Raw genomic sequence first — 25,737 nt, 5'->3', positions numbered from 1 at the left:
ACCCTCTCGCCATGGGCCTGTTCCGCCGACTCTCCTCGCGACGTCCCGACCGTTCCGGCACGTCCGACGAGTCCCGCGAACCCTCCCCCAAGGAGGCGCGGGAGGCGACGCTCGCCCACCTGCAGGACTTCGTCAGCACGCGCGTGGGTGTCGAGGCGTACGTCGAGCCGCAGACCAACGTGACCCCCACGACCGTGATGCTCGTGGCGACGGACGGCGAGTGGACGCGGCGCCGGGTCCCCGACGCGCGTGCCGCCGCGCAGCTCGCGTCCACGCTCGGTATCCCGGTGTACGACGTGCAGCGCACGGGGTACCCGCAGCGCGTGCGCGACTGGAACGCGCGCCAGCGGATCGAGCGGCGCCGCGCGGCGTCGTCCTGACCGCCTCGGACAGCAGACCTGGGATGACTGTTCCGAGCGTCACACCGGTCGCCGAGGGGCTACGGTCGATCCGTCGCAGCCGTGATGACAAGATGGTCGGCGACTCGGCAGACCCACACCCCCGCGTGCGCGGCCTGCGAACCTGTCGTCCTTGAGCTGAGGAGTCTGCACGTGGCCGAGACCACCGGCACCGCCTTCGACATCGTCGTCCTGGGAGCGGGAAGCGGTGGCTACGCGGCCGCCCTGCGCGCGGCCCAGCTCGGCAAGAACGTCGCCCTCGTCGAGGCCGACAAGGTCGGCGGCACCTGCCTGCACAAGGGCTGCATCCCGACGAAGGCGCTGCTGCACGCCGCCGAGCTGGCCGACAACGCGCGAGAGGGTGCGCACTACGGCGTGCACACCACGCTCGACCACGTCGACATGGCGGGCGTCAACCAGTACAAGGACTCGGTGATCGGCGGCCTGTACAAGGGCCTGCAGGGCCTCATCAAGTCGCGCAAGATCACGGTCGTCGAGGGCTACGGCAAGCTGACCGGCCCGAACACCGTCCAGGTCGGGGACCAGACGCTTACGGGCGAGCACATCGTGCTCGGCACCGGCTCGTACGCGCGCTCGCTGCCGGGCCTCGAGATCGGCGGTCGCGTCATGACCTCCGACCAGGCCCTCACGCTCGACTGGATCCCGAAGTCGGCGATCATCCTCGGGGGCGGCGTGATCGGCTCGGAGTTCGCGTCCGTCTGGAAGTCGTTCGGCGCGGACGTCACCATCATCGAGGCTCTCCCCCACCTGGTCCCCAACGAGGACGAGGCGCTGTCCAAGGCGTTCGAGCGCGCGTTCCGCAAGCGCGGCATCGCCTTCAACCTGGGCGTCCGGTTCTCGGGCGTCACGCAGGACGACGACGGCGTGCACGTCTCGCTCGAGGACGGCAAGACGTTCGACGCCGACGTGCTGCTCGTCGCGGTCGGCCGCGGACCGAGCACCTCGGGCCTCGGCTTCGAGGAGCAGGGCATCACGCTCGACCGCGGCTTCGTGATCACCGACGAGAAGCTGCACACGGGCGTCGCGAACATCTGGGCCGTCGGCGACATCGTCCCGGGCCTGCAGCTCGCGCACCGCGGCTTCGCGCAGGGCATCTTCGTCGCCGAGCAGATCTGCGGCCTCAACCCCGCGCCGATCGTCGAGTCGGGCATCCCGCGCGTCACGTACTCCGAGCCCGAGGTCGCCTCGGTCGGCGTGACCGAGGCGCGCGCCAAGGAGCTGTACGGCGCGGACGGTGTCGAGACGCTCGAGTACAACCTCGCCGGCAACGGCAAGAGCAAGATCCTCGGCACGCAGGGCTTCGTGAAGCTCGTGCGGCAGAAGGACGGCCCCGTCGTCGGCGTGCACATGATCGGCGCGCGCGTCGGCGAGCTCATCGGCGAGGGGCAGCTCATCGTGAACTGGGAGGCGTACCCCGAGGACGTCGCCGCCCTGGTCCACGCCCACCCGACGCAGAACGAGGCGCTCGGCGAGGCCCACCTGGCACTCGCCGGCAAGCCGCTGCACGCCCACAACTGACCTGGAATCGAAGGAGACGACGCGGTCATGTCCCAGAACGTGCAGCTTCCCGCGCTCGGTGAGTCCGTCACCGAGGGCACCGTCACCCGCTGGCTGAAGAACGTCGGCGACACGGTCGAGGTCGACGAGCCCCTGCTCGAGATCTCCACCGACAAGGTCGACACCGAGATCCCGTCGCCGTTCGCCGGCGTCCTCGAGCAGATCCTCGTCCAGGAGGACGAGACCGTCGAGGTCGGCGCGACGCTCGCGGTCATCGGCTCCGGAGAGGGCGCGTCCGAGCAGTCCGCCGAGCCCGCCGCGCAGCCCGCCGAGCAGGCGCCCGCGGACGAGGCGCCCGCGCAGCAGGCCCCCGCCGAGGAGTCGGCCGCGGAGGCCGCGCCCGCGCAGCAGTCGGTCGAGCAGCACGAGGAGGCCGCGCCCGCGCCGGCCGCGGCTGCCCCGCAGGCCTCGGGTGACACCGAGGACGTCACGCTCCCGGCGCTCGGCGAGTCCGTGACCGAGGGCACCGTGACGCGCTGGCTCAAGGCGGTCGGCGACAGCGTCGAGGTCGACGAGCCGCTGCTCGAGATCTCGACCGACAAGGTCGACACCGAGATCCCGTCGCCCGTGGCGGGCACGCTCGTCGAGATCCTCGTCCAGGAGGACGAGACGGTCGAGGTCGGTGCCGTGCTCGCTCGGGTCGGGTCCGGCGCCGCGGCCGCACCGGCCGAGGCCCCTGCCGCGCCCGCGCAGCCGGCCCCCGTGCCGGCCAACCCTGAGCCCGCGGCGCAGGCCCCGGCTCCGGCCGCCCCTGAACCCGCGGCCCCGGCACCCGCCGCCTCCGCTCCGGCTGCTCCGGCAGCTCCGGCCCAGGCATCGGCCGCTGCGCCGCCCGCCGCCCCGGCACCCGCCGCTGCGGCCGCACCCGCAGCCGCCGGCGGCTACCTCACCCCGCTCGTGCGCAAGCTGGCGGCGGACAAGGGCGTCGACGTCTCGACCCTGACGGGCACGGGCGTGGGCGGTCGGATCCGCAAGGAGGACGTCCTCGAGGCCGCGGCGAAGGCCGAGGCGGCGAAGGCCGCTGCGGCCGCTCCTGCGGCACCCGCCGCGCCCGCAGCGGCCCCGGCCGCGCCCAAGGTCCCTGCCGTCTCGCCCCTGCGCGGCACCACGGAGAAGGCCAGCCGCCTGCGTCAGATCATCGCCGAGCGCATGGTCGAGGCGCTGCACACGCAGGCCCAGCTCACGACGGTGGTCGAGGTCGACGTGACCAAGATCGCCCGTCTGCGGGCCGCCGCGAAGGAGGACTTCAAGGCGCGCGAGGGCACCAACCTGACGTTCCTGCCGTTCTTCGTGCTCGCCGCGATCGAGGGCCTCAAGGCGTTCCCGAAGATCAACGGGGTGCTCGAGGGCAACCAGATCACGTACCACGGCCAGGAGAACGTCGGCATCGCCGTCGACACCGAGCGCGGCCTCGTCGTGCCCGTCATCCGCGACGCGGGCGACCTCAACCTCGCGGGCCTGTCGCGCAAGATCGCGGACCTCGCGACCCGCACGCGCGGCAACAAGGTCTCGCCGGACGAGCTGTCGGGCGCGACGTTCACCGTCACGAACACCGGCTCGGGTGGCGCGATCATCGACACCCCGATCGTCCCGGTCGGGACGTCCGCGATCCTCGGCACGGGTGCGATCGTCAAGCGCCCGGCCGTGGTCAAGGGCCCGGAGGGCGAGGACGTCATCACGGTGCGCTCCATGTGCTACCTGTGCCTGTCCTACGACCACCGCCTGGTCGACGGAGCCGACGCGTCGCGCTACCTCGCTGCGGTCAAGGCCCGTCTCGAGGAGGGCGCGTTCGAGGCCGAGCTCGGTCTGTGACCCCGTCCGGAGGCCCGGTCCCTGCGAGGGGCCGGGCCTCCGGCGTACCCGGACGACCCCGGATGCCGAACGGGCGGGCGCAGGTGCCGCGCGCTGCCTAGGGTGGCGAGCATGGAGATCCTGGTCGCGGGCTCGCACGGCTTCATCGGCACCGCTCTGCTCGCGCGGCTGCGGGACGCCGGCCACGACGTCCGGGTGCTCGTGCGCCGGCCGGCGAGCGGCCCGGCCGAGGTGTCCTGGGACCCCGCGCGCGGCCGGCTCGATCCCGCCGCCCTCGCCGGGGTCGACGCCGTGGTCGACCTCGCCGGCACCAACCCCGGCACGCGGCCGCTCACGGCGGCCCGGAAGCGGGACGTCGTCGCGTCGCGGGTCGACACCGCCGGGCTGCTGGCGCGCACGATCGCCGGTCTCGACGGGCCTCGCCCGGCGCTCCTGCAGGCCTCCGGTATCGGCGCGTACGGCGACCGCGGGGAGACCGAGCTGGACGAGCGGGAGCCGCTCGGCACGACGTTCTTCGCCGAGGTGGTCCGGCAGTGGGAGGAGGCGACCGCGCCCGCGCGGGAGGCCGGCGCGCGGGTCGTGCTGCTGCGCACGGGCGTCGTGCTGGGCCGTGGCGGCGGCGCGCTGCGCCCGCTGTGGCCCGTGCTGCGCGCCGGGCTGGGCGGGCGCCTGGGGTCCGGACGCCAGTTCTGGCCGTGGATCACGCTGCACGACGAGGTCCGCGCGATCGAGCACCTGCTGACCGCGGACGTCGCGGGGCCGGTCAACCTCGTCACCCACGCGGACCGCAACGCGGACGTGGTGGCCGCGCTCGCCGGGGCGCTCGGCCGACCCGCGGTCGTGCCGGTGCCGGCGTTCGCGCTGCGGCTCGCGCTGCGCGACTTCGCGTCCGAGGTGCTCGGCTCGGTGCGGGCGGTCCCGGCCGTCCTCGACGCAAGCGGGTTCGTCCCGGAGCACGCCGACCTCGAGACCGCGGCACGGTGGACCGCCGGGAGCGCCTGAGCCTCACTCCCCCGCGGCGACGTCCCAGACGCGCCACCCCTGCTCGGTCCATCGCAGGACCAGCACGACCGTAGACGTCGTGGCCGGTCCGCCGGGGCGGCGTGTCCCGTCCGGCGACACGCGCTCGTACGCGCTGGTCGTGCTCGTGAGGCGCACCCGCGCCTCGTCGCCGGCTCCGTCGTCGAGGGCCTCGACGCGCGTGACCGTGACCTCGAGCCCCGCCACCCGGTCGTCACCGAGGCCGGCGAGCATCCGCACGTCGGCGTCGTGCGCGGGCGAGCCCGCGACCTCGACCTGCGCGAGCGCCGCCCGCTCGCCGGCTTCGAGCAGCGCGGCACGCCGCTGCGTGAGCGCCACCGCGGCGTCGTCGGGAGCGAGGCGCTGCGACACCGCCCCGACCGGCGTCCCCGTCGCCCGCGGCGCGGCTGACGAGGGCACCGAGGCCACGGCCGATCCGCCGTCCGTCGTCCCGCGCCACGGGGCGACCAGCACGGCGCAGGTCCCGACGGCGGCCAGCCCGAGGGCGAGCGCGCCGACGAGCAGGGGCCGCACCGCCCGGGCGCGCGAGGCGGGCCGCACGCGGTGCGCTCCGGTGCCGCCGCGGCCCGCCTCGCGCAGCGCGGCGATGCTGCGCGTGGCGGCGCGGGCCTCGTCGCCGCCCGGTACGCCCCGGCGGGGCACCTCGCGGTCCGGCGCGGGCGGCAGGCGCACCGCGCACGGTACGGCGACCCGGAAGCAGCGGTCGACGACCCGACCCGCGGCGGGCGCGTCCTCGCGCCACAGCTCCTCGAGCGCGCCGCGCAGCCCCTCGCCCGATCCGGACGGTCCGTCGTCGGGTGCCAGGTACGTGAGCACCGCGGTCAGGAGCGCCCGCACGTCCTCGGCGGACTCGTCGTGCGCCCGTGGCACGTGGTGGAGCGCCGCGCCGAGCCCCGCGAGCACCGGCCGACCGTCGCGTCCGACGACGACGGCCCCCGCGCTCAGCGCCCCGTGCTGCACCCCGGCCTCGTGCAGCGCCTCGAGCGCCTGCGCGACGGGGATCGCGACGGTCGCCGCCTCGCCGGGCGAGAGCGCGTCACGCGCGGCGCACAGCCGGTCGAGCGGGATGCCGTCGACGTGCTCGGCGAACACGCCCAGCCGAGCGTCGTCGAGCGGGACGACCTCGAGCACGCGCGCCAGGTGCTCGTGCCGGACGGACTGCAACGCACGGGCGCGCGCACCCGTCGTCGCGTCCTGCGGGAGCACGTGCAGGTCGACCGTCCGGTCCGAGCCGTCGAGCGCGACCGCACGCCACGAGCCGTGCGCGTCGCGCGCCGCCGCGCGGAAGCCCGCCGCGGCGAGCGCCCGGTCCACCGCTGGGTCCACCCGTGCGTCCATGGACCGCATGCAACCCGATCCGGGCGGACGCCGTCGGGCGTCATCCACAGGGAGACCCGTCAGGCCACCGTCAGACCACCGGGACCACCGTGCGGGTCTGCGCGGAGACGAGCGCGGCGTCGAGCACGCGGGCCGTCTCGACGGTGTCCGCGGGGTCGACGGGGGCGGGTGCGTCTCCCCGGACCCACGCCGCGAGGGCGGGGTAGATCTCGTGGTGCCCGCCGGTCGGGGCGGGCACGGCGGTGCGCTGCGCGCCCTGGACGAACCAGCCCTCGTGCACGGGCTCCCCCGGCCGCCGGCCCTCCTCGTACGCGTCGTCCAGGGCACCGAACGGCGTCGGCTCGCCCTCGAAGCTCGACACGAGGTACGCGCCGGCCGAGCCGAGCACGCGCGTGCGCGGGCCGGGCGCACCGACCAGTCCGCCCGCCTGCAGGTGGCTGAGCACGCCGGACCGGTGACGCAGGGCGAGGAAGACGTCGTCGACCGCCGGCGTGCTGCGCGCCGCGAGCTCGGCGTAGACCTCGCGCACCGCCCCGAACAGCTGCACCGCGGAGTCCACGAGGTGCGTGCCGAGGTCGAGCAGCAACCCGCCGGCCTCGACGTCGTTCTCCTTCCAGCGGTCCTGCGGCTGCGGCCGGAACCTCTCCCAGCGCCGCTCGAACCGGTGCACGTCGCCGAGCTCCCCCCGCGCGAGCAGCCCGCGCAGCGCGAGCTGCTCGGGGTCCCACCGGCGGTTCTGGAACACCGTCAGCCGGTCCCCGCCGCGCGCGACGAGGTCCGCCGCGTCCCGCGCGGTCGTCGCGAGGGGCTTGTCGGCGAGCACGTGCACGCCCGCGTCGAGCGCTGCCCCGACGTGCGCGACGTGGTCGCCGGTCGGGCTCGCCACCACGACGAGGTCGACGTCGGACAGGTCCGCCAGCAGCGACCCGACGTCCGGCAGCACACGCGCGCCCGGCCAGTCCGCCTCGACCTGCGCCGCCCGGCTGCGCGTGACGACCGCCACGACCCGTTGCCCCGCGGCGCGCACGAGACGTGCGTGGATCCCGCGTCCCGCACCGCCGTACCCGACCAGAGCGACCCGTAGCGTCCCCATGCGCCTCACCCTAGGCGCGCGGGCAGCGCCTAGGGTGAGGGCATGCGGTTCGAGGAGCTCGACCTGGGCGACCGGCTCGTCCCCTACCTGCCGACGTGGGACCTGCAGCGCCAGGTGCACGCGGAGGTCGCCGACGGCGTGCGCGAGGACACCGTGCTGCTGTGCGAGCACGAGGACGTCTACACCGCCGGCCGACGCACGGCGCGCTGGGACCGGCCGGTCGACGGCACGCCGGTCGTCGACGTCGACCGGGGCGGTCGCATCACGTGGCACGGCCCGGGCCAGCTCGTCGGCTACCCGATCGTGCGGCTGCGCGAGCCGGTGGACGTCGTGCGGTACGTCCGCGCGCTCGAGGAGGCGCTCATCCGGACGTGCGCCGACCTGGGGCTGGCCGCCGTGCGCGTCGAGGGACGCAGCGGCGTGTGGTTCGAGGCGCGACCGGGGGCTCTGCAGCGCAAGGTCGCGCAGATCGGCGTGCGCGTCTCGCGCGGCGTGACGATGCACGGGTTCGCGCTGAACTGCGAGCCGGACCTGCACGCGTTCGACCGCATCGTGCCGTGCGGGATCCCCGACGCCGATGTGACGTCGCTGAGCGTCGAGTGCGGCCGGCGGGTGTCGATCGCCGACGTCCTCGCCCCGGTGCAGCGCCACCTGCGGGACGCGCTCGCGGGCGTGGTGGCAACGGGCACGCCCGACGACGAGCCCGCGCTCACGGCACCGGGACCGTCGCCGGCCTGAGGGCGCCCACCGCCAGGACCGACCCCGGGCGTCAGGCCGCGGTCTGCAGCTCCGCAGCCACGCCCACGGCCCACGCGCGCACCGCGTCGAGGTCGCGGTAGTCGCCGTCCTGCGCCCGCACGAGCGCGACGAGCGCCCGCTCCGACAACGACAGCGACGCCTTGTCGAGCGCGCCGACGAAGCAGCGTGCCTCGCGCGCACCGGTCGCCTCGACCATCGCCTGCACGTCGTCGGGCTCGCTCGTCGCCGGGTTCGCGCCCACGGGACCCGACCAGAAGAGCCACACCGGACGCAGCCGCAGGTGCGCGCCCTGACGCACCACGAGGTCGCGCAGCGAGGCCGAGAGCCGGCCGACGTAGACCGCCGAGCCCAGCACGACCGCGTCGTACGGCATGACCCGGTCGACGTCGTCGGGCTCGACGACGTCCACGACGTGCCCCGCCTCGCGGAGCACCTCGGCGACCACGTCGCCCATCTCCTTGGTCGCGCCGTGCCGGGACGCGACCGTCACCAGGACTCGCATGTGGGTCTCCCTCCCTCGGGGCCTCCTTGCCGCCACGTCCAGCCTCTCCGGCGCGCGGCGCGAGGGCACGGGACCTGGGTCCCGCCGAGTGTGACGCCCGCCTCCCGGGGCGCGCGGGTGCAGGTGCGGCCGCGGCGGCTAGTGTGGCTCGCGTGACGATCGCACCCGAAGGGCGCCGGATGCTGCGCGTCGAGGCCCGCAACGCCGCCACGCCCATCGAGAAGAAGCCCGAGTGGATCCGCACGCGCGCGACCATGGGCCCGGAGTACTCCGAGCTCAAGGGCCTCGTGCGGCGCGAGGGCCTGCACACGGTGTGCGAGGAGGCGGGCTGTCCCAACATCTTCGAGTGCTGGGAGGACCGCGAGGCCACGTTCCTCATCGGCGGCGACCAGTGCACGCGGCGCTGCGACTTCTGCCAGATCGACACGGGCAAGCCCGCGGACTTCGACGCCGACGAGCCGCGGCGCGTCGCGGAGTCCGTGCAGGCGATGGGGCTGAAGTACTCGACCGTCACGGGCGTCGCACGCGACGACCTGCCCGACGGCGGTGCGTGGCTGTACGCCGAGACCGTCCGGCAGATCCACGCGCTCAACCCCGGCACGGGCGTCGAGCTGCTCATCCCGGACTTCAACGTGATCCCCGAGCTGCTCGACGAGGTGAACGACTCGCGCCCCGAGGTGCTCGCGCACAACCTCGAGACCGTGCCGCGGATCTTCAAGCAGATCCGTCCCGCGTTCCGCTACGAGCGCTCGCTGTCCGTGATCACGCGGGCGCGCGAGGCCGGGCTCGTCACCAAGTCCAACCTCATCCTCGGCATGGGCGAGACGTACGACGAGGTCGTCGACGCGCTCGGCGCGCTGCACGAGGCCGGCTGCGACCTCATCACGATCACGCAGTACCTGCGCCCGTCGGTGCGGCACCACCCCGTGGAGCGCTGGGTCCGGCCCGAGGAGTTCGTCGCGCTGTCCCAGGTCGCGGAGGACCTCGGCTTCCTCGGCGTGATGTCGGGTCCGCTGGTGCGCTCGTCGTACCGCGCCGGACGGCTGTGGGGACAGGCGATGCGCCGCCGCGGGCTGCCCATCCCCGAGGCCCTCGCGCACCTCGGCGAGCCGACGACGGCCCGCCAGGAGGCGTCCAGCCTGCTCGCCCGCTGACGCGCGCGGGACGGGTCCCGCGGCTCGGTAGACTCGCGACCATGGCCCGAGACAAGTCCGCCTCCTCGAACGCGCCCAAGACCAAGAAGGTGCGCTGGTACCACCAGCTGTGGGAGGCGTACAAGATGACGCGGGAGACCGATCCCGCCGTCACCTGGGTCGTCGTCGGGGCGTTCGTCGTCGTCGTCGGGATCGGCGTGATCGTCGGCGTCCTGCTCGACGCGGTCATCTACTTCGTGCTGATGTCGCTGCCGTTCGCGCTGCTCGTCGCGATGTTCCTGCTCGCGCGCCGCGCCGAGGCCGCCGCCTACTCCCGCATCGAGGGACAGCCGGGTGCCGCGCTCGCGGCGCTGCGCACGCTGCGCCGCGGCTGGACGTTCGTCGAGGAGCCCGTCGCGATCGACCCCCGCTCGCAGGACATGGTGTTCCGCGGTGTCGGCCGGCCGGGCGTCGTGCTCGTCGGCGAGGGCACGGGCAACGTCGCGCGACTGCTCGAGTCGGAGCGCAAGCGCACGACCCGCGTGCTGCCCACCGTCCCCGTCACGGTCATCGTCGCCGGCCGCGGCGAGGGCCAGGTGCCGCTGCGCAAGCTGCCCGCCGCGGTGCGCAAGCTCAAGCCGCGCCTCACCAAGCCCGAGGTCGCCGAGGTCACCAAGCGCCTGCAGGCGCTCGGCGGTGCCCGCCTGCCCGTCCCGAAGGGCATCGACCCCATGCGCATGCGCCCGGACCGCAAGGGGATGCGCGGCCGCTGACGTCCCGCGCCGTGCTCGCACCCATGACGAAGGGCCCCGTCCTGCGGCGGGGCCCTTCGTCGTACGGTCGTGGTGCCGCCGGCTCAGCGGCGGACGATCGCGGTGCCCGCGGAGCGGTCGTGCAGCCCGCGACCGTCGGAGTCCCACACGACCGCGGGGATGACGAGGCACAGCAGCACGGTGCGCACCGCCGCACGGCCGAGACCGGGCGCGCGGCCGTCGTCGGGCAGCGGGCCGTCGGGGGTCGCACCCGCGCGGCGCACGCGCAGCCCGAGCACCCGGTGCCCCACCGTGAACCCGAGCGTGCCGACGAGGAGCAGGTTCTCGACCGCGAACACCGCGAGCGTCACCATCGGGTCCGCACGCTCCCAGAACGGCCCCTCGGACGACGAGAAGAACGCCGACGCGAGGAGCAGCGACAGGGTCCAGTCGAGCACCAGGGCGAGCCCGCGGCGGCCGAGCGGCGCGGCCGACCCCGGTCCGCTCGGCGCCAGTCCGAGCCCGGCGCCATGGTCGCCCTCGCCCGACGGCCCGCCCTCGAGCCACGACCCCACGTTCTGCCTCGTCGTCACCGGCTCAGCCTACGTGCGCGGGTGCGTCCGCCCCGTCCGCGCACGTCGGGCAGGGCTACGGGCGCAAGGCGGGTCGAGCCGGCCGATTCGCATGATCGTTACACGAGGGCGGTCCCCGTAACCTCGCGGTAACAAAGGACACACACCCGAGAAATCCCCCCGGCCTAGTTTCGGCACAGCCCGATGGGGGCACCACCAACCGAGGAGCAGCGGATGTTCAGCAAGCCAGAGGAAGTCCTGGCGTTCATCAAGAGCGAGGACGTCAAGTTCGTCGACGTGCGGTTCTGCGACCTGCCCGGCGTCATGCAGCACTTCAACGTCCCGGCCCAGTCGCTGGACGCGGACTTCTTCACCGACGGCCAGATGTTCGACGGCTCCTCGATCCGTGGCTTCCAGGCGATCCACGAGTCGGACATGAAGCTCGTGCCCGACGTCTCGACGGCCTACGTCGACCCGTTCCGTGCCGAGAAGACGCTGAACATCAACTTCCACATCGTCGACCCGTACACCGACGAGCCCTACAGCCGCGACCCGCGTCAGGTCGCCGCGAAGGCCGAGGCGTACCTGAAGTCGACCGGCATCGCGGACACGGCGTTCTTCGCCCCCGAGGCCGAGTTCTACATCTTCGACGACATCCGCTTCGAGACGAAGCAGAACGCGTCGTACTACTACATCGACTCCATCGAGGCCGCCTGGAACACGGGCCGCGTCGAGGAGGGTGGCAACCTCGGCCACAAGACGCCCTACAAGGGTGGCTACTTCCCGGTCCCCCCGGTCGACCACTTCGCGGACCTGCGCGACCAGATCTCGCTGCAGCTCGACGAGCTCGGCCTGCAGGTCGAGCGCGCCCACCACGAGGTCGGCACCGCCGGCCAGGCGGAGATCAACTACCGCTTCGACACGCTCGCCAAGTCCGCGGACAAGGTGCAGCTGTTCAAGTACGTCGTGAAGAACGTCGCGCACGCCAACGGCCGCACCGCGACCTTCATGCCGAAGCCCCTGTTCGGCGACAACGGCTCGGGCATGCACGTGCACCAGTCGCTGTGGAAGGACGGCGAGCCGCTGTTCTTCGACGAGAAGGGCTACGGCGGCCTGTCCGACCTCGCGCGCTGGTACATCGGCGGTCTGCTCAAGCACGCCCCCGCGCTGCTCGCGTTCACGAACCCGACGGTGAACTCCTACCACCGCCTGGTCCCCGGCTTCGAGGCCCCGGTCAACCTGGTCTACTCGGCCCGCAACCGCTCCGCGTGCATCCGCATCCCGGTCACCGGCTCGAACCCGAAGGCCAAGCGCATCGAGTTCCGCGTGCCGGACCCGTCGTCGAACCCGTACCTCGCGTTCGCGGCCATGCTCATGGCCGGCCTCGACGGTATCCAGAACCGCATCGAGCCGCCGGAGCCGGTCGACAAGGACCTGTACGAGCTGCCCCCCGAGGAGCACGCCCTCATCCAGCAGGTCCCGGGCTCGCTGTCCGAGGTGCTCGACAACCTCGAGGCGGACCACGACTGGCTCACGGCCGGCAACGTGTTCACGCCGGACCTGATCCAGACGTGGATCGACTACAAGCGCTCGGCAGAGGTCGACCCGATCCGGCTGCGTCCGCACCCGCACGAGTTCGAGCTCTACTACGACGTCTGATCGGCTGCTCCCGATCAGTTCGGCACGAGGGGCGTCCCGTTCGCGGGGCGCCCCTCGTGGCGTCCCGCTCGGGGGGCGCTCCTCGTGGCGTCTCGTCCGAAATGTGCGGGCATGACGCCGAAAGGATTCGGGACCTGGTCCCGCACCGATCTTCCTCAGGAAGGTGTGATCGATCACACCACGCTCGAGGGGAGACACAGTCATGTGGAGCGCACGCATCAGGATGACGGCGCGGTGGGCGGTCGCCGCGCTCGTCGCCGCGGGGGTCGTGGCGGCCGTGGGGACCGAGGCGAACGCGGTGCAGACGACGACGAACGTCGCGTACGCACCGGCCGACCCGGCCGGCAGCCGCGGGCACCTGCTCGACCTGTACGTCCCCGACGGCGCCGGGCCGTGGCCGCTCGTCGTGTGGTCGACGGGCTCCGCCTGGACGTCCGACGACGGCAAGTCGGGGGCCAACGCCATCGCCCAGCAGCTCAACCCCCGCGGGATCGCGGTGGCGGGCGTCAGCGTCCGGTCGAGCTCGCAGGCGAAGTTCCCCGCCCAGGTGTACGACATCAAGGCGGCGATCCGGTACCTGCGCGCCAACGCGGCGCAGTACCGGATCGACCCTGCACGGTTCGCGACGATGGGCGACTCGTCGGGCGGGTGGGTCGCCGCGATGGGCGCCCTCACCGGCGGCGTGGCGGCGCTCGAGGGGCAGATCGGGACCACCGGCGTGTCGAGCGCGGTGCAGGCCGGTGTCGACTTCTTCGGCCCCACCGACTTCATCCGGCTCGCGCAGCAGGACCAGGGCGGCTGGATCGACCACAACAGCCCCGACGCGCCCGAGGCGCAGCTGCTCGGCTGCGCGATCCCGTCGTGCCCCGACAAGGCCCGGCAGGCCGACCCGATCCGCTACGTCGACGCGAACGACCCGCCGATGCTGCTCCTGCACGGGCGGGCCGACAACGTCGTGCCGCACGCGCAGACCGAGATCCTGTACGACGCGCTCAAGGCCGCGTGCGTCGACACGCGGTTCTTCTCCGTCCCGGGCGCCGGCCACAGCCACGCGGACGTCACGAGCTCGTCGCGCTACGGCCAGCAGACGGTCCGCACGACGCAGGGGTGCCGTGAGACCGTCACGCAGGGCAGCCCGAACCCGAGCTGGGACACGATCGCCGCGTTCCTGAAGGACGCCTGGGCCGACGTCGACCCGGGTCCCGGTCCGACGGACGAGCCCACGCAGGAGCCCACCGACGAGCCCACCGACGAGCCGACCGGCGGCCCGACGGACGAGCCGACCGGCGGGACCACGAGCTCGCCCGCCCCGCAGGGCCGGTGCACCGCGACGTACACGGTCGTCAGCAGCTGGCCCGGCGGGTTCGTCTCCGAGGTGAAGGTCGCCGCCAACGCGGCGGTCGACGGGTGGCGGGTCGCCGTGACCCTGCCGTCGGGGACGGCCACGAACGTGTGGAGCGGCCAGTCGACGGGCACCTCACCGCTCACGGTCACCAACGCGCCGTGGAACGGGCGCCTCGGCGCGGGACAGAGCACGGTGTTCGGGTTCCAGGGCACCGGGTCGGGCGCGGGTGCGACGGTGACCTGCACGGCCGCCTGACCCCGGAGCACGCAGGACCGGCCGGCACGGCAGCACGCGTGCCGGCCGGTCCTGCATCGCACCCGCGGGCCGCCGCGCAGCAGGCGGTACGCGTTCTGCGGCCGGACAAGATCCTCGCTCTGCATGAGCGGGAACGACGCGTCGATCTCGGCCTCGAGCGCCGCGAGCCGTGCGCGCAGCTCGCCGTCCGTCATGACGCACCTCCGTCGAGGGTCGGGTGGGACCGCAGCGCACCGACCATCGCAGCACCGCCCGCAGCGGCGCACCACCCGGCGTGGGCGATCCGCAGGTCCGCGCGCCGGTGCACCGCGCGGCGCACCGGTGCGCCTCGCGCCGGGTTGCGCCCGCGCCGGTCACGGTCCCGGTACGGTCGTCGCGACATGCACCGCCCCGCCTGGACGTGACGAGGTCCGATGCCGAAGCCCCGCACCGCGATGGACGCCCGCCGGCCCCCGGCCTGGCTGCCGCGCGCGCTGCTCATGTGCGTGCTCGCGGTGTTCGCCGCCGTTCTCGTGTGGCGCTCGCTCGGGCTCCTGACGAACGTCATCACGATCGTCGTGTGGTCGTGGTTCATCGCGCTCGCGATGGAGCCGCCGATCCGCTGGCTCGTGCGGCACGGGCTGCGGCGCACGCGTGCCACGGGGCTCGTCATGCTCGGCGCGGGCGTGGTCGTGACCGTCGTGGTGGCGCTCTTCGGCAGCCTGTTCGTGCAGCAGGTCGTCGACTTCGTCACGCACCTGCCCGACTACTACGCGGACCTCGCGGAGTGGCTCGACGACCGGTTCGGCGCGCAGATCCCGACGGCCGACGAGGCGCTCGACACGCTCGGGACGCACTGGCAGTCGCTCGCGCCCGGCATCATCGGGGCCGGGGCCTCGCTCATCGGCGGCATCTTCAACGCCACGTCGATCCTGCTCGTGACCTACTACATGGCGAGCGCCGGCCCGCGGTTCCGGGCCGCGGTCCTGGCGTACCTCGAGCCGAGCCGTCAGCGCGAGGTGCTGCGCGTGTGGGAGGTCTCGCAGGAGAAGGTCGCGGACTTCATCAACTCCCGGCTCGTGCTCGCCGCGCTGTCCACGGCGTTCACCTGGGTGTTCTTCATGCTGATCCACGTCCCGTACGCGCTCCCGCTCGCGGCGTTCACAGGCGTGGTGTCGCAGTTCGTGCCCACGATCGGTACGTACATCGGTGGCGCCCTGCCGGTCGCCGTGGCGCTGACCGTCTCGCCGGTCAAGGCGCTGCTCGTGCTCGCGTGGATCATCGCCTACCAGCAGGTGGAGAACTACCTGTTCTCGCCGAAGATCTCGGCGCGGGCGCTGCTGCTCAATCCCGCGGTGTCGTTCCTCGGGGTCATCGGGTTCGGCGCCGTGTTCGGTGCCATGGGCGCGTTCCTCGCGCTGCCCGTGATGGCCACGATCCAGGCGGTCGCCTCCACCTACGTGCGGCGGCACGAGATCGTCGACGACCCGCTCCTGCGGGAGGACGCCGAGGCCATGCGGCGCGACCACGGCTGGGAGGACCTCGAACTCGAGGACGCGCCGGCCGACCGCACGGACGACTGACCCGGGTTTCACCCGCTCCTCCCCCGCCCCGACGCCGTCGCGAGCGGTCCCTGTGACGCGCGCGTGACGCGCGTGAGGCGCGCGGCGGCGCACGCTCCCTGCCAGGGGCTGTGACGCAGGCGTCCGACCTGCGGGCTCCCGTCGCCGGTGCACCGTGCCGGTGGTCGTCGCGCGAGGAGGAAGCCATGGCGACGCTCGTCGTACCCGGGGTACAGGTCGAGACACGGTTCGACGTGCTGCCGCCGCTGCCCGCCTCGTCGGGCGTGGTCGGCATCGCCGGCATCGTCGACCGGCCGCCCGCCCCCGCCGCGCTGGTCGGCCTCTCACGAGCCGCGGAGATCGCCGGCGCCCTCGGGCCCGGGACCGTCGCGTCCGCGCCCGAGATCGTGCACGCCCTGGCCAACGGCGCGTCCGAGGTGCTCGTCGCGCCCGTCGGGGGCGGCGGTGCCGCGTCCCTCCTGCTGCGCAACGCGGTGTCCACCGACGCGGTGCTGCTGCGCGCGCGGTCGGTCGGCACGTGGGCGCACCAGGTCGCGGTGGACGTGCGCACCGTGACGAACGCCGCGGGCGAGACCGTCCGCGTGAGCCTGCGCGTGTTCCGCGCCGGGCAGGTCGTCGAGGAGTTCACGGACCTCGTGGTCGAGCCCGGCTCGCACCAGGACCTGTTCGACACGATCAACACCCGCTCGCTGTACCTCGTCGCGCTCGACCCGTCGCTCGCGGACGCGCTGCCCGCCGCGGGGACGTACGTGATACCGGCGGACGGGACCGGCGTCGTCGTGCCCCGCTCGGGCGCCGCGCAGACCCTGCTCACGCTGTTCGCGGAGCCCGGCGTCGACCCGGAGGGCCTCACGGTCGAGCTCCTGTCGCCCTCGGCGGACAACGTGCGCGTGCGCGTGCTGCGCGACGGTGCGCAGGCCGAGGAGTTCACGCGCCTGACGATGAACCCCGACTCGGCGAACTACCTGCCCGCCGTCGTGCTGCGCGAGAGCGCGCTGATCCACGTGCGGCAGGCCTCGTCCCTGGCCGGGCCGGACCGGCTCCCCGTGGCGATCGCGCCCACCCCGCTCGCCGGGGCGACGTCCCCGAGCGCCGCCGACTACCAGGCGGCGATCGACCTGCTGGCGACCGACCCGCGCATCAGCCTCGTCGCCGCGTCCATCGAGCCGACGCGCGGCGAGACGTTCGTCGCGACCGTGCACCAGGCCCTCGTCGCGCACGCCGTGGCGCAGGCCGACGCCGGCGCGCCGCGCATCGCGTTCGGCTCCGTGACCCCCGCCGAGCAGGGCAGCCTCGACCGGATCCGCGACCACGCCGCCGGCGTGCGCAACCGCCGGTTCGTGCTCGTCACACCCGCGGGCGCGGCGGGCGCCGTGCTGGGCGCGGTCGCGCGCACCGGGCCGTCCGTCTCCCCGACGTTCAAGCCCGTGCCGCTGTTCGGCATCCCGCCCGCCCGCTACACCGACAGCGAGCTCAACCGGCTGCTCGGCCCGACGCACAACGCGCTCGTCGTCGCCGACCGGTCGGGCCGCGGCGTGATCGTGCTGCGCGGGCTGGACACCAGCGGCGACCAGATCTCCGTCACCCGCGTCGCGGACGCGTGCGTGCGCGAGGTCAAGGCCATCGCCGAGAACTTCATCGGCCAGCTCAACACCGTCGACGCCCGCACGGCCCTGCGCCAGCAGATCGTCGCGACGTTCACGCGCATGGAGCGCGCGGGCGAGCTCGTGCCGTCGACCGACGGGACCGACCCCGCGTTCCTCGTCGACGTGTACTCCACGCAGCTCGACTTCGCGCAGGGCAACGTCCGCATCGACATCGCGGTCCGCCCCGTGCGCGCCATCGACTTCGTCTACGCCACCATCCGCGTGAAGAACTGAGAGGCGTGCCATGCCCACCGTGTACGCAGCCAACGAGAGCTCCGTCCTGGTCAACGGGACGCCCGTCGAGGGGGTGCGCTCCGTCGAGCACCGCTCGCTCGTGGCCCGCTCCGACCTGTACGCGATCGGCTCGTCCGAGCGCATCGGCGTCATCACCGGCGGTCGCAGCGTCGAGGGCCGGATCCGGGTCGCGTCGTCGGCCCCCGACCTGGACGCGCTCGTCGGCGACGCGTTCTTCCAGATCACCGCGCCGCTGCGGCAGGGCGAGACCACCGTCACGGTGAGCTTCGACGAGTGCCTGCTCACCGAGAAGTCGTTCGCGATGAGCGCGGGCGGGCACGGCGAGACGGTCTACGCGTTCACCGCGACACGCGTGCGCGAGGAGCGGTGAGGTCGGACGGTCATGGGTGCTGCGGTCCAGCTCATCGCCGGGCAGGTGCGGGTCGGCGACGCGACGTTCCCCGGAGGGCTGCTGCCCGACGGGCGCGTCGCCGTGCTGGGCACGCGCCTGCGCCGGTTGCGGCTGCGTGAGCGCGACGACCTCGTCGCGCTCGCCGCGGAGCTGACCGGTCCCGACGCGGTGCGCTCGCTCGCGCGCCTCGTGCTCGCGGCCGCCTGCGGGACGGGCAGCACGGGCGACGACGAGACGCGCGCCGCGCTCGAGGCCGTGGCGCTGCACCTGGCCGGTGCGGAGCACGAGGGCGCTCTGGTCCGCACACGTCTGCTCGCGACCCGGGCAGCGGGGGCTGCGGGCGGCGACCTCGCCGCCGCGGACGCCGACGACCTCGCGGGCCGCCTCGCGCACGCCGTGACGGACGACGACGGGTGGACCCGGATCGCGCTGCACCACGAGGCCCACGTGGCGCCGCGGACGCCCGACGACGTGCGCGACCACCTGGCGGCAGGGCTCCTCGCCCGCGCGGGTGAGGCGCTGGACCCCGGCCTCGCGCGCGTCCTGGTGCTGGCCGCACCGGGCGGCCCCGCCGACGCCGGCACGTGGGTACCCGACGCTGCGCCCGTCGCGGGCGGGCTGACGCCGCCGGCCGACCCTGACGACCCGCCCGGTCCGGCCGGCTCGCCCGGGGTGGCCGTGCGCGCTCCGCTCGGCACGCGGGACGACCGCGCGTGCCCGCCCGCCGACGCCCGCGACGCCGTGCCGTGCGACGGCGCGTCCCCGCTCGGGCCGGGACCGGTCGGCGGGCGAGCGTCGACGGACGGGCGCTGGTCCGCCGTGCGGCCGGCTTCCCGGCAGCAGGCCGGGCAGGCCGGGCAGGCTGGGCAGGCTGGGCATGGCGACGAGGCGTCGGCGCTCACCTCGGCGCCGGGCGGTGCCGCGGCCGTCGGCCCCGCGCCCGCCCCCGCCGAGCGGCACGGCGCGGCGCACCACGCGCGCCCGGGCACCGCGCACGGCCGGGCGGCGACGGCGGCGGGAGCCCCGCTGCCGGTGCCGCACGCGGCGCTCGACCGGTGGGGCGCGCCGGACGGTCACGCGTGGCCGACCGCGCCCGGACCGTCCACCGCATCCGACGCGACGGTCCGCGGGCCAGGACGGGCGACCACGCAGCCCCGCGCGGCCGCCGCGCCCGGAGCTCCCGGCCCCGGCACCCTCGTCCCCGGCTCGCTCGTGACGACGGGGCGCGCGCCGGGCCGGCCGCTCGACGACCGCTCGCCCGCCCCCGCGCGGCCCGCCTGGACCTCGGACGTCGCCGCCCCGGGCGGTGAGCCCGTCGACACCGACGCCCTCGCACGCGCGCTGCACCGCGCGGCCGACCTGCGCGGGGTGCGGCGATGAGCATCCCGACCCTGCCGTCGGCCCCCGCACCCGGTCCGGAGCAGGGTGCCCGCCCCATGCCGGTGATCGGCGACGTCACCCTCACGGCCGCGCAGCGCGTCGACCACGCGCTCGACGGCGGCTTCGTCGACGTCCCCGTCCTCGGCCTGCCGGGGCACGCGCAGCAGCGCTCGGGCCGCCCGAGCCACCGGGTCGCGATCGCGGCGGTGCTGGCGGGGCCCACCGCGCTGGACGACCTCGGCACGCTCCAGACGCTCGCCGCGTCGGGCGAGCCCACGACCTTCACGGCGGACATCGTCACGGCGCTCGAGCTGCAGCACGTGGTGGTCACGCGGCTCGCGGCGAGCGAGGTCGCCGGGCGGCCCGGCGTGGTCGAGGTGCTGCTCGAGCTGGCCGAGGACCCGCCCCTGCCTCCGCCCGCGCAGCTCGCGGGGTTCGGCGGGCTCGACGACTTCGGGCTGGGCGATCTCGGCTTCGACACGGACCTGCTCGACGACCTGTCCGGTCTCGCGGACGACGTCGCCGGCGCCGTCGAGGGCGCGCTGGCCGCCGTCGACGCGCTGTCCGCCCTGTCCGGGCTCGCGTCGTTCGACTTCGACGGCGTCCTGGCGCCGGTGCAGGACCTGCAGCGCTCGATCGAGACCGCGGGCGACCAGCTCGGCACCGCGCTCGACGCGCTCGGGCAGGTGTTCGGCTCATGACCCTCGCGACCGGCGCCACCGTCACGCTCGACGACCTGCGCTACACCGCCCAGATCCGCTCGGTCGCGGCCGAGCTCGTGCTGCTGCCCGGCGTGAACCGCGCCGAGGTCGCGATCGCGGCGGGGGTCGACGTGCCCGCGGCCGCCGGCGCGCGCGCGAGCGTCGAGCTCGACGGCGGCGACGGTACGGCCGTCGTGCTCACCGGCACCGTCGACCACGTCGAGCGCACGACGAGCGGCGCGGTCGTCGTCGTGACCGACGCGGGTGCCGCGCTCGCCGCCACCCGGCCCTCCGAGACGTACAACGGGCTCACCGCTGTGCAGGTGGTCGGCAAGCTCGCCGACCTCGCGTCGGCCGACACCGGGCAGGTCGCGGCGCTCACGCAGACCGCCGCGTACGTCGCGGACGCGCGGCGCACCGCTGCCGAGCACGTCGCCGCGATCGCGCACCGGTCCGACGCGGTCGCCGCCGTGGACGCCGAGGGGCGCGTCACCGTGGTCGCGTGGCCGGTCGGCGTCGCCACCGCCGCGATGCGGCTCGACCGCGAGTTCACGTCGTTCACCACGTCCGCGCACACGCCCGCGCACGAGTTCACGCCCGTGGGCGCGGGCGGGTCGGGCGCCGCGCAGGCACCCGACGCGTGGGTGCCCAGCACGGACCCCCTGACCGGCGCCGACGAGCCCGACGGGACGCGGACCTGGTCCCCCGCCCCCGTCCTGCGCACCCGCAGCGACGTGGACCTCGCGGCCCGCGGCGAGTCCTCCCGGCGCGGTGCCGCGACGGCGCGCATGCGCGGGACGTGCTGGCTGCAGCCCGCGCGCCGACCCGGCGACGTCGTGCGCATCGACGAGACCACCGACCCCGCGCAGTCCGGCCCGTGGCTCCTCACCACCGTGCGGCACGAGCTGGCACCGGGCGTCGCGCGCACCACGCTCGCGGGCGTCGCGGCCGGCGCGTCGGACGACCTGCTCGGCGGGCTCGCCGGAGCGCTCGGGGGGCTGCTGTGACCGACGTGCTGTACGACGCCGTCGCGCGCATCGCGCGCCACGAGGCCGACGCGCGCTCGTGGGTCAGCGTCGCCGTCGTCACCGAGGTGCACACGACCGCCGCCGGCTCGCCCGACCACAGCGTGAGCGTGCGGCTGCGGGACACCGCGGTCGTCGTCCCGCGGGTCCCGGTCGCGGTGGGCGCGCTCGGGTTCGTCGCCACGCCCGCGGTCGACGACCTGGTCGTCGTCGCGTTCGCCGACGGGGACCCGCACGCGGGCGTCGTCGTCGGGCGGCTGTACCACCGCGACCTGGCACCGCCCGAGCACGGCGACGGCAAGGTCGTCCTGCAGCTGCCACCCGGCGGGAAGGACGTCGACCTGCAGGTCGACGCGAGCGCACCGCAGGTCACGCTCGTCGTCGGCGACACGAGCATCGAGCTCGCCAAGGACCGCGCGACGCTCACGATCGGCGACTGCGAGGTCGTCGTCGACGGCGCCTCCCCCGGCGGCGTGACGCTCACCGCGAAGGACAGCACGCTCACGCTCGGCGGGAACGGCGAGGTGAGCCTCGAGGCGTCGACCCGGCTGACGCTCAAGGCGCCCGAGGTCGTGATCGACGGGTCGAGCAAGGTCACGGTCTCCGGCGGCCTGGTGGAGGTGAACTGATGGGCACCCCCGCCGTGGGCACCGACGCGATGGTCGTCGCGGTCGACACGCACGTCGTGCTCGTCCCGACGCCCGGCGGGACCGTGCCCACCCCGCTGCCGCACGTGTTCTCCGGCACGATCACCAGCGCCACGTCGTCCACCGTGACGATCGGCGGCAAGGCCGCCGCGACGCTCGACTCGGTCGCCAGGAACAAGCCCCCGCACGTCGCCACGCCCCCCGGCACCACGTTCCAGTCGCCGCCGTCCGACGAGGGCACCGTCACGCAGGCCTCGAGCACCGTGACGATCGGCGGCAAGGGCGTCGCCCGTGTCGGCGACCAGGTGACCACGTGCAACGACCCGAGCGACCAGCCCGTGGGCACGCTCGTCGGACCCGTCGGGACGGTGATGGTCGGATGAGCGACGTCCTGGGCACCGACCTGCGCGTGCTGCTCGGCCCGCCCGGCATGGCCGCGCACGACGCGGCCGCACTCGACCTGCGGCTCGGCGCAGGCCTCGTCGACCGCGCCGCGGACGGCCCGCAGCTCGTCTCGGACCGCCACAACCTGGGTCAGGCACTTGTGCTGCGGCTGCTCACGCCGCGCGGCACCCTCGCCGGGCTCGGGCACGCCGCGTACGGGTCGCGTCTGCACGAGCTGGTCGGCGAGCGCAAGGACGAGTCGAGCCGCGCCCGGTGCAAGGCGTTCGTCCTCGAGGCGGTCGCCGCCGAGCCGCGCGTGCTGGACGAGGTCGTCGACCTGACGTTCGACATCCCGTCGGAGGGACCGTCCGAGCTGCGGTTCCTGCTCACGGTCCAGCCCGTCGAGGGCGGGCAGCCCGTGTCGGTCGACCTGGGGGTGGAGCTGTGAACGGCCTGCCGGACGGCTACTCGCCGCGCCCGTACCCGGAGATCGTGCGGGACACGCTCACCACGCTCACGGGCGGCACGGTGCGCGAGGTCGTCACCGTGCCCGCGGGCGACCTCGTCGTGCTCGACTCGCTGCGCGACCGCCCGATCCGGCGCGTGAGCCACCTGCAGGGCGTCGTCGAGGTCACCCGGCCGCTGCGGGACGTCAACGGCGACCTCGTGCGCGACGCGCAGGGCCGCACCGTCGAGGAGCAGGTGCCCGTGCCGTACCGCTTCACGGACGCCGACTTCGAGGTCGTCGCGACGGGCCGCGAGGGTGTCGAGCGCGACGCGATCCGGTTCCGGCCCACGGGCCGTCGGCCGCCGACCGGCTCGACCGTCGTCGTCAACTACTACCCGTCGCAGTCCCGTCCGGCGCCGGTCACGGACCTGAGCGTCGGGTCGGTCGCGCGCACGCTGCTCGAGTCCGTGGCGCGCGAGCTCGCGCTGGTCGAGCTGGGGCTCGACGCGGTGTACCGCTCGGCGTTCCTCGAGACCGCGCAGGGGACCTCGCTCGACAAGGTCGTCGCGCTCGTCGGGGTCGCCCGACGACCCGGGGGCGTGCCGACCGCGCGCGTGCGGTTCACGCGCGCCGCCGGCTCGACCGGACGCATCACGGTGCCCGTCGGCACGGTCGTCTCCGACGCGCAGGCCAACCGCTACGCGACGACCGTCCCGCTGGTCCTCGAGACCGGCGAGGACTCGCGCGAGGTGCTCGCGGCCGCGCTCTCCCCCGCGACCGCGGCGGTCGAGGCGGGTGCGCTCGACCGGCTCGAGGTGCTCATCGCGGGGGTCGGCGCGGTGACGAACGAGTCCCCCGCGGCGGCGGCGGGCGGACCCGAGCCCGACGACGACCTGCGTCGACGCGCGCGCGGCGCGCTCGCGGTCGCGGCGCGCGGGACGCTCGACGCGCTGCGGCACGGCGTGGCGAACCTCGAGGGCGTGCAGGACGTCACGGTCACGGAGTTCCCGCACGGCCTGCCGGGCGAGGTGCTGCTGTCGGTCTCGTACGACGGGGAGCCCACGCCGGACCTGCTGGCGCGCGTCGTGGCACGGGTCGACGACCTGCGGCCCGCGGGCGTGCGGGTCACCCTCGGGCGCACGCAGCCGCAGCCCGTGCAGGTGACCGCCACGCTCGTGCTCGCCGGCTCGGGCGTCGGCGGGGCCGAGCTGCAGTCGCTGCAGAGCGCGCTCGAGGAGCGCGTCGCCGCGATCGTCGGCGCGCTGCCGCCGGGCGGCACCGCGCGTGCGGCCCAGCTCTCGGCCGCCGCACTGTCCGACCCGCGCATCGTCGACGCGACGTTCGGGCTCGACACGGGAGCCGGGCCGCAGCCGAGCGTGACGGCCCCGACGGGGCACGTGCTGTCGGCCGTCCGGCCGTTCACGCACCTCGTGAGCACGGAGTCCGGCACGGGCCCGGGTGCGACCGTCGAGGTCGACGCGCTCGTCCCCGTGCACCTCGCCCCCGGCGTCACGGCGGGCCAGGCGGAGCAGGCGATGAGCCTGGCCGCGCGGTCGTGGGCCGCGGGCCTCGGCCCCGGCACGCAGATCTCGGTCGACGCGTTCGTCGCGGCGGTGCGTGACGACACGCGGTACGCGGTGGTGCGCGCGCACGTCGCGCTGACCACCGAGGCCGAGGGCCGGTTCCTGCGCCTCGCCGACGGCCTCGGCACGCACGCGCTCGGTGCGCAGGACTCCGCCCGGATCCGCTCCGTGGCGCTCGACGTGCGCGAGGGGGGCGTGTGATGCGGACGGACGCGGTGCTGTCCCACCTGCCCACGCTGTACCGCGAGGGCGAGCTGCTCGGCGCGTTCGCCGGGACGTGGGGCGTGCAGCTCGACGGCCTCGACGAAGCGGGCGTGAGCGTGCAGCGTGCGCACTGGTTCGACGCGACGCCCGACCTCGACGAGGCCGCGGCGCTCGCCGCGCTGCTCGACATCCCGCCCGAGCCGTTCCACGCGGGGCTCGGCGAGTACCGCGCGTGGGTGCACGCGGTCGTGCGCGCCCGCCTGCAGCTCGGTGCGGTCACGCGCGAGGCGCTGCGGGTGCTCGTGAGCGACTACGCGGACGGCTTCCAGCGGGCGGCGGGCATCCGCACCGTCGGCCACGTCGACGCGTGGTCGACCGCGCCCGACGGCCCGCAGCTCGTCGACAACCCGACGCTCGTGCGGGAGACCCGGCTGCCCCAGGCGGGCGGGTGGGAACCGCTCGCGCACCTCGAGGTCGACAACCGCGGCATGGATCCCGCGCCGTGGGCGGTGGTGCTGCGGGGCACGGGCGAGCAGCCCGAGCACTCGCCCGTCGTCGTGAACCGCACCACCGGTCACGCGGTGCTGTTCCGCGGCTCGCTCGCGCCCGGCCAGCGGCTGACGATCGCGCCGTCCGCCGCCGACCGCTCGCTGCTGCGCGCCGACCTCGACGGGCGCGACGTGACGAGCCGGCTCACGGTCTGGACCGACCTGCGGGCGGGCGCCGACGGCCCCGGCGAGCCGGCCGGCACGCTCGTCGCGGGCGCGCTCGCACGCGGCACCAACGTCCTGTGGTTCCTGCCGCTGGCCACCTACGACGCCCCGGGCCTCGACCGGTACCTGCTCGCGATGGCCGACGACTCGCTCACCCAGGCCCGGTTCGACTCGACGGCGTTCGACCGCTCGCTGTTCGCGCAGCCCGCGCTCGTGGCCGCACGCGTCGCGTGGGTCGAGGCGCAGCCGGCGACTCTCGAGGTCCGACTGCCCGCGAGCACGCTGGTCAGCGACGCGGGCGCCGCCGACCAGGCCGTGCTGGCGCGTGACCGGCTCGAGGCGGGCCTCGACGCCGCGGTGGAGCGGACCGCAGGCGCGGGGATCGCGGCGGACGTGGTGCTGCGCGCGTTCACCGAGCGGCAGCCGGGCGAGGCGCACCTCGTCGGCGTCTGGCCGCGCACGTTCCGCGAGGCCGGACCCACCGGCGCCGACGCGCTGCCCGACGCGGGCGCGGCGTTCGACGTCACCGACTTCGACGACTCGGTCCTTGCCTGAGGAGGC

Annotated in this window: 24 protein-coding genes; 20 read left to right on the top strand and 4 right to left on the bottom strand. The window is 74.9% G+C overall.

Annotated features, from left to right (window positions below):
• The first annotated feature begins 11 nt into the window (after nucleotides 1-11).
• The 4 genes from ACT17Q_RS06930 (at nucleotide 12) to ACT17Q_RS06915 (ending at nucleotide 4,790) form a co-directional block, all read left to right on the top strand.
• Nucleotides 12-380: an oxidoreductase gene (locus ACT17Q_RS06930; RefSeq protein WP_094180251.1), complete on the top strand. Its 369-nt coding sequence runs from the start codon at nucleotides 12-14 to the stop codon at nucleotides 378-380.
• 171 nt (nucleotides 381-551) lie between these two features.
• A complete protein-coding gene (lpdA, locus tag ACT17Q_RS06925) occupies nucleotides 552-1,937 on the top strand; it encodes a dihydrolipoyl dehydrogenase (protein ID WP_094180252.1) in 1,386 nt (461 codons plus the stop codon).
• A 27-nt stretch (nucleotides 1,938-1,964) separates the two neighbouring features.
• Nucleotides 1,965-3,788, top strand: a complete 1,824-nt coding sequence (gene sucB, locus ACT17Q_RS06920) for a 2-oxoglutarate dehydrogenase, E2 component, dihydrolipoamide succinyltransferase (protein ID WP_444665198.1) — start codon at nucleotides 1,965-1,967, stop codon at nucleotides 3,786-3,788.
• Nucleotides 3,789-3,899: 111 nt separating this feature from the next.
• Complete coding sequence (locus ACT17Q_RS06915) at nucleotides 3,900-4,790, top strand: TIGR01777 family oxidoreductase (protein ID WP_444665197.1); 891 nt, start codon at nucleotides 3,900-3,902, stop codon at nucleotides 4,788-4,790.
• 3 nt (nucleotides 4,791-4,793) lie between these two features.
• Here the strand turns inward: ACT17Q_RS06915 and ACT17Q_RS06910 are convergent, their stop codons facing one another.
• Together ACT17Q_RS06910 and ACT17Q_RS06905 are read right to left on the bottom strand one after the other, a co-directional pair.
• Complete coding sequence (locus tag ACT17Q_RS06910) at nucleotides 4,794-6,167, bottom strand: hypothetical protein (protein ID WP_444665196.1); 1,374 nt, start codon at nucleotides 6,165-6,167, stop codon at nucleotides 4,794-4,796.
• Nucleotides 6,168-6,237: 70 nt separating this feature from the next.
• A complete protein-coding gene (locus ACT17Q_RS06905) occupies nucleotides 6,238-7,260 on the bottom strand; it encodes a Gfo/Idh/MocA family protein (protein ID WP_444665195.1) in 1,023 nt (340 codons plus the stop codon).
• A gap of 42 nt (nucleotides 7,261-7,302) precedes the next feature.
• Between ACT17Q_RS06905 and lipB the strand changes: the two genes are divergently transcribed.
• On the top strand, nucleotides 7,303-7,998 hold the full coding sequence (gene lipB / locus ACT17Q_RS06900; protein WP_444665194.1) for a lipoyl(octanoyl) transferase LipB: 696 nt from the start codon (nucleotides 7,303-7,305) through the stop codon (nucleotides 7,996-7,998).
• A gap of 31 nt (nucleotides 7,999-8,029) precedes the next feature.
• Here the strand turns inward: lipB and ACT17Q_RS06895 are convergent, their stop codons facing one another.
• Entirely contained in the window at nucleotides 8,030-8,521 is a 492-nt protein-coding gene (locus ACT17Q_RS06895) for a flavodoxin domain-containing protein (protein ID WP_141320519.1), read from the bottom strand.
• A 152-nt stretch (nucleotides 8,522-8,673) separates the two neighbouring features.
• Between ACT17Q_RS06895 and lipA the strand changes: the two genes are divergently transcribed.
• The gene (gene lipA / locus ACT17Q_RS06890) at nucleotides 8,674-9,675 is read left to right on the top strand and encodes a lipoyl synthase (RefSeq protein ID WP_444665193.1); all 1,002 of its coding nucleotides are present in this window, start codon (nucleotides 8,674-8,676) and stop codon (nucleotides 9,673-9,675) included.
• A 41-nt stretch (nucleotides 9,676-9,716) separates the two neighbouring features.
• A complete protein-coding gene (locus tag ACT17Q_RS06885; protein ID WP_094180260.1) occupies nucleotides 9,717-10,427 on the top strand; it encodes a DUF4191 domain-containing protein in 711 nt (236 codons plus the stop codon).
• Nucleotides 10,428-10,510: 83 nt separating this feature from the next.
• On the opposite strand, the gene ACT17Q_RS06880 is transcribed toward ACT17Q_RS06885, so the two are convergent.
• Nucleotides 10,511-10,999, bottom strand: a complete 489-nt coding sequence (locus tag ACT17Q_RS06880; protein ID WP_444665192.1) for an RDD family protein — start codon at nucleotides 10,997-10,999, stop codon at nucleotides 10,511-10,513.
• 213 nt (nucleotides 11,000-11,212) lie between these two features.
• Here ACT17Q_RS06880 and glnA point away from each other — a divergent pair, with 213 nt between their 5' ends.
• The 13 genes from glnA (at nucleotide 11,213) to ACT17Q_RS06815 (ending at nucleotide 25,731) form a co-directional block, all read left to right on the top strand.
• On the top strand, nucleotides 11,213-12,637 hold the full coding sequence (gene glnA, locus ACT17Q_RS06875) for a type I glutamate--ammonia ligase (protein WP_141320525.1): 1,425 nt from the start codon (nucleotides 11,213-11,215) through the stop codon (nucleotides 12,635-12,637).
• 202 nt (nucleotides 12,638-12,839) lie between these two features.
• Complete coding sequence (locus ACT17Q_RS06870; RefSeq protein WP_444665191.1) at nucleotides 12,840-14,237, top strand: cellulose binding domain-containing protein; 1,398 nt, start codon at nucleotides 12,840-12,842, stop codon at nucleotides 14,235-14,237.
• A 413-nt stretch (nucleotides 14,238-14,650) separates the two neighbouring features.
• Nucleotides 14,651-15,799, top strand: coding sequence for an AI-2E family transporter (locus ACT17Q_RS06865; protein WP_444665190.1), 1,149 nt, complete (start codon nucleotides 14,651-14,653; stop codon nucleotides 15,797-15,799).
• Nucleotides 15,800-15,984: 185 nt separating this feature from the next.
• Nucleotides 15,985-17,679, top strand: coding sequence for a hypothetical protein (locus tag ACT17Q_RS06860; protein WP_444665189.1), 1,695 nt, complete (start codon nucleotides 15,985-15,987; stop codon nucleotides 17,677-17,679).
• Nucleotides 17,680-17,689: 10 nt separating this feature from the next.
• Nucleotides 17,690-18,070 carry a hypothetical protein gene (locus ACT17Q_RS06855; protein ID WP_094180266.1) on the top strand — a complete coding sequence of 127 codons (381 nt, stop codon included), beginning with the start codon at nucleotides 17,690-17,692 and terminating at the stop codon, nucleotides 18,068-18,070.
• A gap of 12 nt (nucleotides 18,071-18,082) precedes the next feature.
• Nucleotides 18,083-19,471 (top strand): hypothetical protein, encoded by a 1,389-nt coding sequence (locus ACT17Q_RS06850; protein WP_444665188.1) that lies wholly within the window; start codon nucleotides 18,083-18,085, stop codon nucleotides 19,469-19,471.
• Nucleotides 19,468-20,172, top strand: a complete 705-nt coding sequence (locus ACT17Q_RS06845; protein WP_444665187.1) for a hypothetical protein — start codon at nucleotides 19,468-19,470, stop codon at nucleotides 20,170-20,172. The genes ACT17Q_RS06850 and ACT17Q_RS06845 overlap by 4 nt, the downstream gene beginning before the upstream one ends.
• Nucleotides 20,169-21,179, top strand: coding sequence for a hypothetical protein (locus tag ACT17Q_RS06840; RefSeq protein WP_444665186.1), 1,011 nt, complete (start codon nucleotides 20,169-20,171; stop codon nucleotides 21,177-21,179). Before ACT17Q_RS06845 ends, ACT17Q_RS06840 begins: the two co-directional genes overlap by 4 nt.
• Nucleotides 21,176-21,826 (top strand): phage baseplate assembly protein V, encoded by a 651-nt coding sequence (locus ACT17Q_RS06835; RefSeq protein WP_444665185.1) that lies wholly within the window; start codon nucleotides 21,176-21,178, stop codon nucleotides 21,824-21,826. The genes ACT17Q_RS06840 and ACT17Q_RS06835 overlap by 4 nt, the downstream gene beginning before the upstream one ends.
• Nucleotides 21,826-22,227, top strand: coding sequence for a PAAR domain-containing protein (locus ACT17Q_RS06830; RefSeq protein WP_094180270.1), 402 nt, complete (start codon nucleotides 21,826-21,828; stop codon nucleotides 22,225-22,227). The genes ACT17Q_RS06835 and ACT17Q_RS06830 overlap by 1 nt, the downstream gene beginning before the upstream one ends.
• Nucleotides 22,224-22,676 (top strand): DUF2634 domain-containing protein, encoded by a 453-nt coding sequence (locus tag ACT17Q_RS06825; protein ID WP_141319753.1) that lies wholly within the window; start codon nucleotides 22,224-22,226, stop codon nucleotides 22,674-22,676. Before ACT17Q_RS06830 ends, ACT17Q_RS06825 begins: the two co-directional genes overlap by 4 nt.
• The gene (locus ACT17Q_RS06820) at nucleotides 22,673-24,460 is read left to right on the top strand and encodes a baseplate J/gp47 family protein (protein ID WP_444665184.1); all 1,788 of its coding nucleotides are present in this window, start codon (nucleotides 22,673-22,675) and stop codon (nucleotides 24,458-24,460) included. The genes ACT17Q_RS06825 and ACT17Q_RS06820 overlap by 4 nt, the downstream gene beginning before the upstream one ends.
• Nucleotides 24,457-25,731 (top strand): hypothetical protein, encoded by a 1,275-nt coding sequence (locus tag ACT17Q_RS06815; RefSeq protein WP_444665183.1) that lies wholly within the window; start codon nucleotides 24,457-24,459, stop codon nucleotides 25,729-25,731. The genes ACT17Q_RS06820 and ACT17Q_RS06815 overlap by 4 nt, the downstream gene beginning before the upstream one ends.
• The last annotated feature ends 6 nt before the right edge of the window (nucleotides 25,732-25,737 follow it).

Origin of the sequence: Cellulomonas sp. CW35 (assembly GCF_052378485.1) — a bacterium.
In the GTDB taxonomy this organism is placed as follows: domain Bacteria; phylum Actinomycetota; class Actinomycetes; order Actinomycetales; family Cellulomonadaceae; genus Cellulomonas; species Cellulomonas uda.
The sequence above is the reverse complement of the archived record's forward strand: the minus strand, read 5'-3'. Positions and strand labels throughout refer to the sequence as shown.

Bases quoted from the DNA above. Each gene is read 5' to 3' on its own strand.
- ACT17Q_RS06930 (WP_094180251.1), top strand. From the start codon at position 12: ATGGGCCTGTTCCGCCGACTCTCCTCGCGACGTCCCGACCGTTCCGGC.
- sucB (WP_444665198.1), top strand. From the start codon at position 1,965: ATGTCCCAGAACGTGCAGCTTCCCGCGCTCGGTGAGTCCGTCACCGAG.
- ACT17Q_RS06885 (WP_094180260.1), top strand. From the start codon at position 9,717: ATGGCCCGAGACAAGTCCGCCTCCTCGAACGCGCCCAAGACCAAGAAG.
- ACT17Q_RS06895 (WP_141320519.1), bottom strand. From the start codon at position 8,521: ATGCGAGTCCTGGTGACGGTCGCGTCCCGGCACGGCGCGACCAAGGAG.
- ACT17Q_RS06915 (WP_444665197.1), top strand. From the start codon at position 3,900: ATGGAGATCCTGGTCGCGGGCTCGCACGGCTTCATCGGCACCGCTCTG.
- ACT17Q_RS06865 (WP_444665190.1), top strand. From the start codon at position 14,651: ATGCCGAAGCCCCGCACCGCGATGGACGCCCGCCGGCCCCCGGCCTGG.
- ACT17Q_RS06860 (WP_444665189.1), top strand. From the start codon at position 15,985: ATGGCGACGCTCGTCGTACCCGGGGTACAGGTCGAGACACGGTTCGAC.
- ACT17Q_RS06910 (WP_444665196.1), bottom strand. From the start codon at position 6,167: ATGGACGCACGGGTGGACCCAGCGGTGGACCGGGCGCTCGCCGCGGCG.
- lipB (WP_444665194.1), top strand. From the start codon at position 7,303: ATGCGGTTCGAGGAGCTCGACCTGGGCGACCGGCTCGTCCCCTACCTG.
- glnA (WP_141320525.1), top strand. From the start codon at position 11,213: ATGTTCAGCAAGCCAGAGGAAGTCCTGGCGTTCATCAAGAGCGAGGAC.
- ACT17Q_RS06845 (WP_444665187.1), top strand. From the start codon at position 19,468: ATGAGCATCCCGACCCTGCCGTCGGCCCCCGCACCCGGTCCGGAGCAG.
- ACT17Q_RS06905 (WP_444665195.1), bottom strand. From the start codon at position 7,260: ATGGGGACGCTACGGGTCGCTCTGGTCGGGTACGGCGGTGCGGGACGC.
- ACT17Q_RS06840 (WP_444665186.1), top strand. From the start codon at position 20,169: ATGACCCTCGCGACCGGCGCCACCGTCACGCTCGACGACCTGCGCTAC.
- ACT17Q_RS06825 (WP_141319753.1), top strand. From the start codon at position 22,224: ATGAGCGACGTCCTGGGCACCGACCTGCGCGTGCTGCTCGGCCCGCCC.
- ACT17Q_RS06855 (WP_094180266.1), top strand. From the start codon at position 17,690: ATGCCCACCGTGTACGCAGCCAACGAGAGCTCCGTCCTGGTCAACGGG.
- ACT17Q_RS06870 (WP_444665191.1), top strand. From the start codon at position 12,840: ATGTGGAGCGCACGCATCAGGATGACGGCGCGGTGGGCGGTCGCCGCG.
- ACT17Q_RS06850 (WP_444665188.1), top strand. From the start codon at position 18,083: ATGGGTGCTGCGGTCCAGCTCATCGCCGGGCAGGTGCGGGTCGGCGAC.
- ACT17Q_RS06830 (WP_094180270.1), top strand. From the start codon at position 21,826: ATGGGCACCCCCGCCGTGGGCACCGACGCGATGGTCGTCGCGGTCGAC.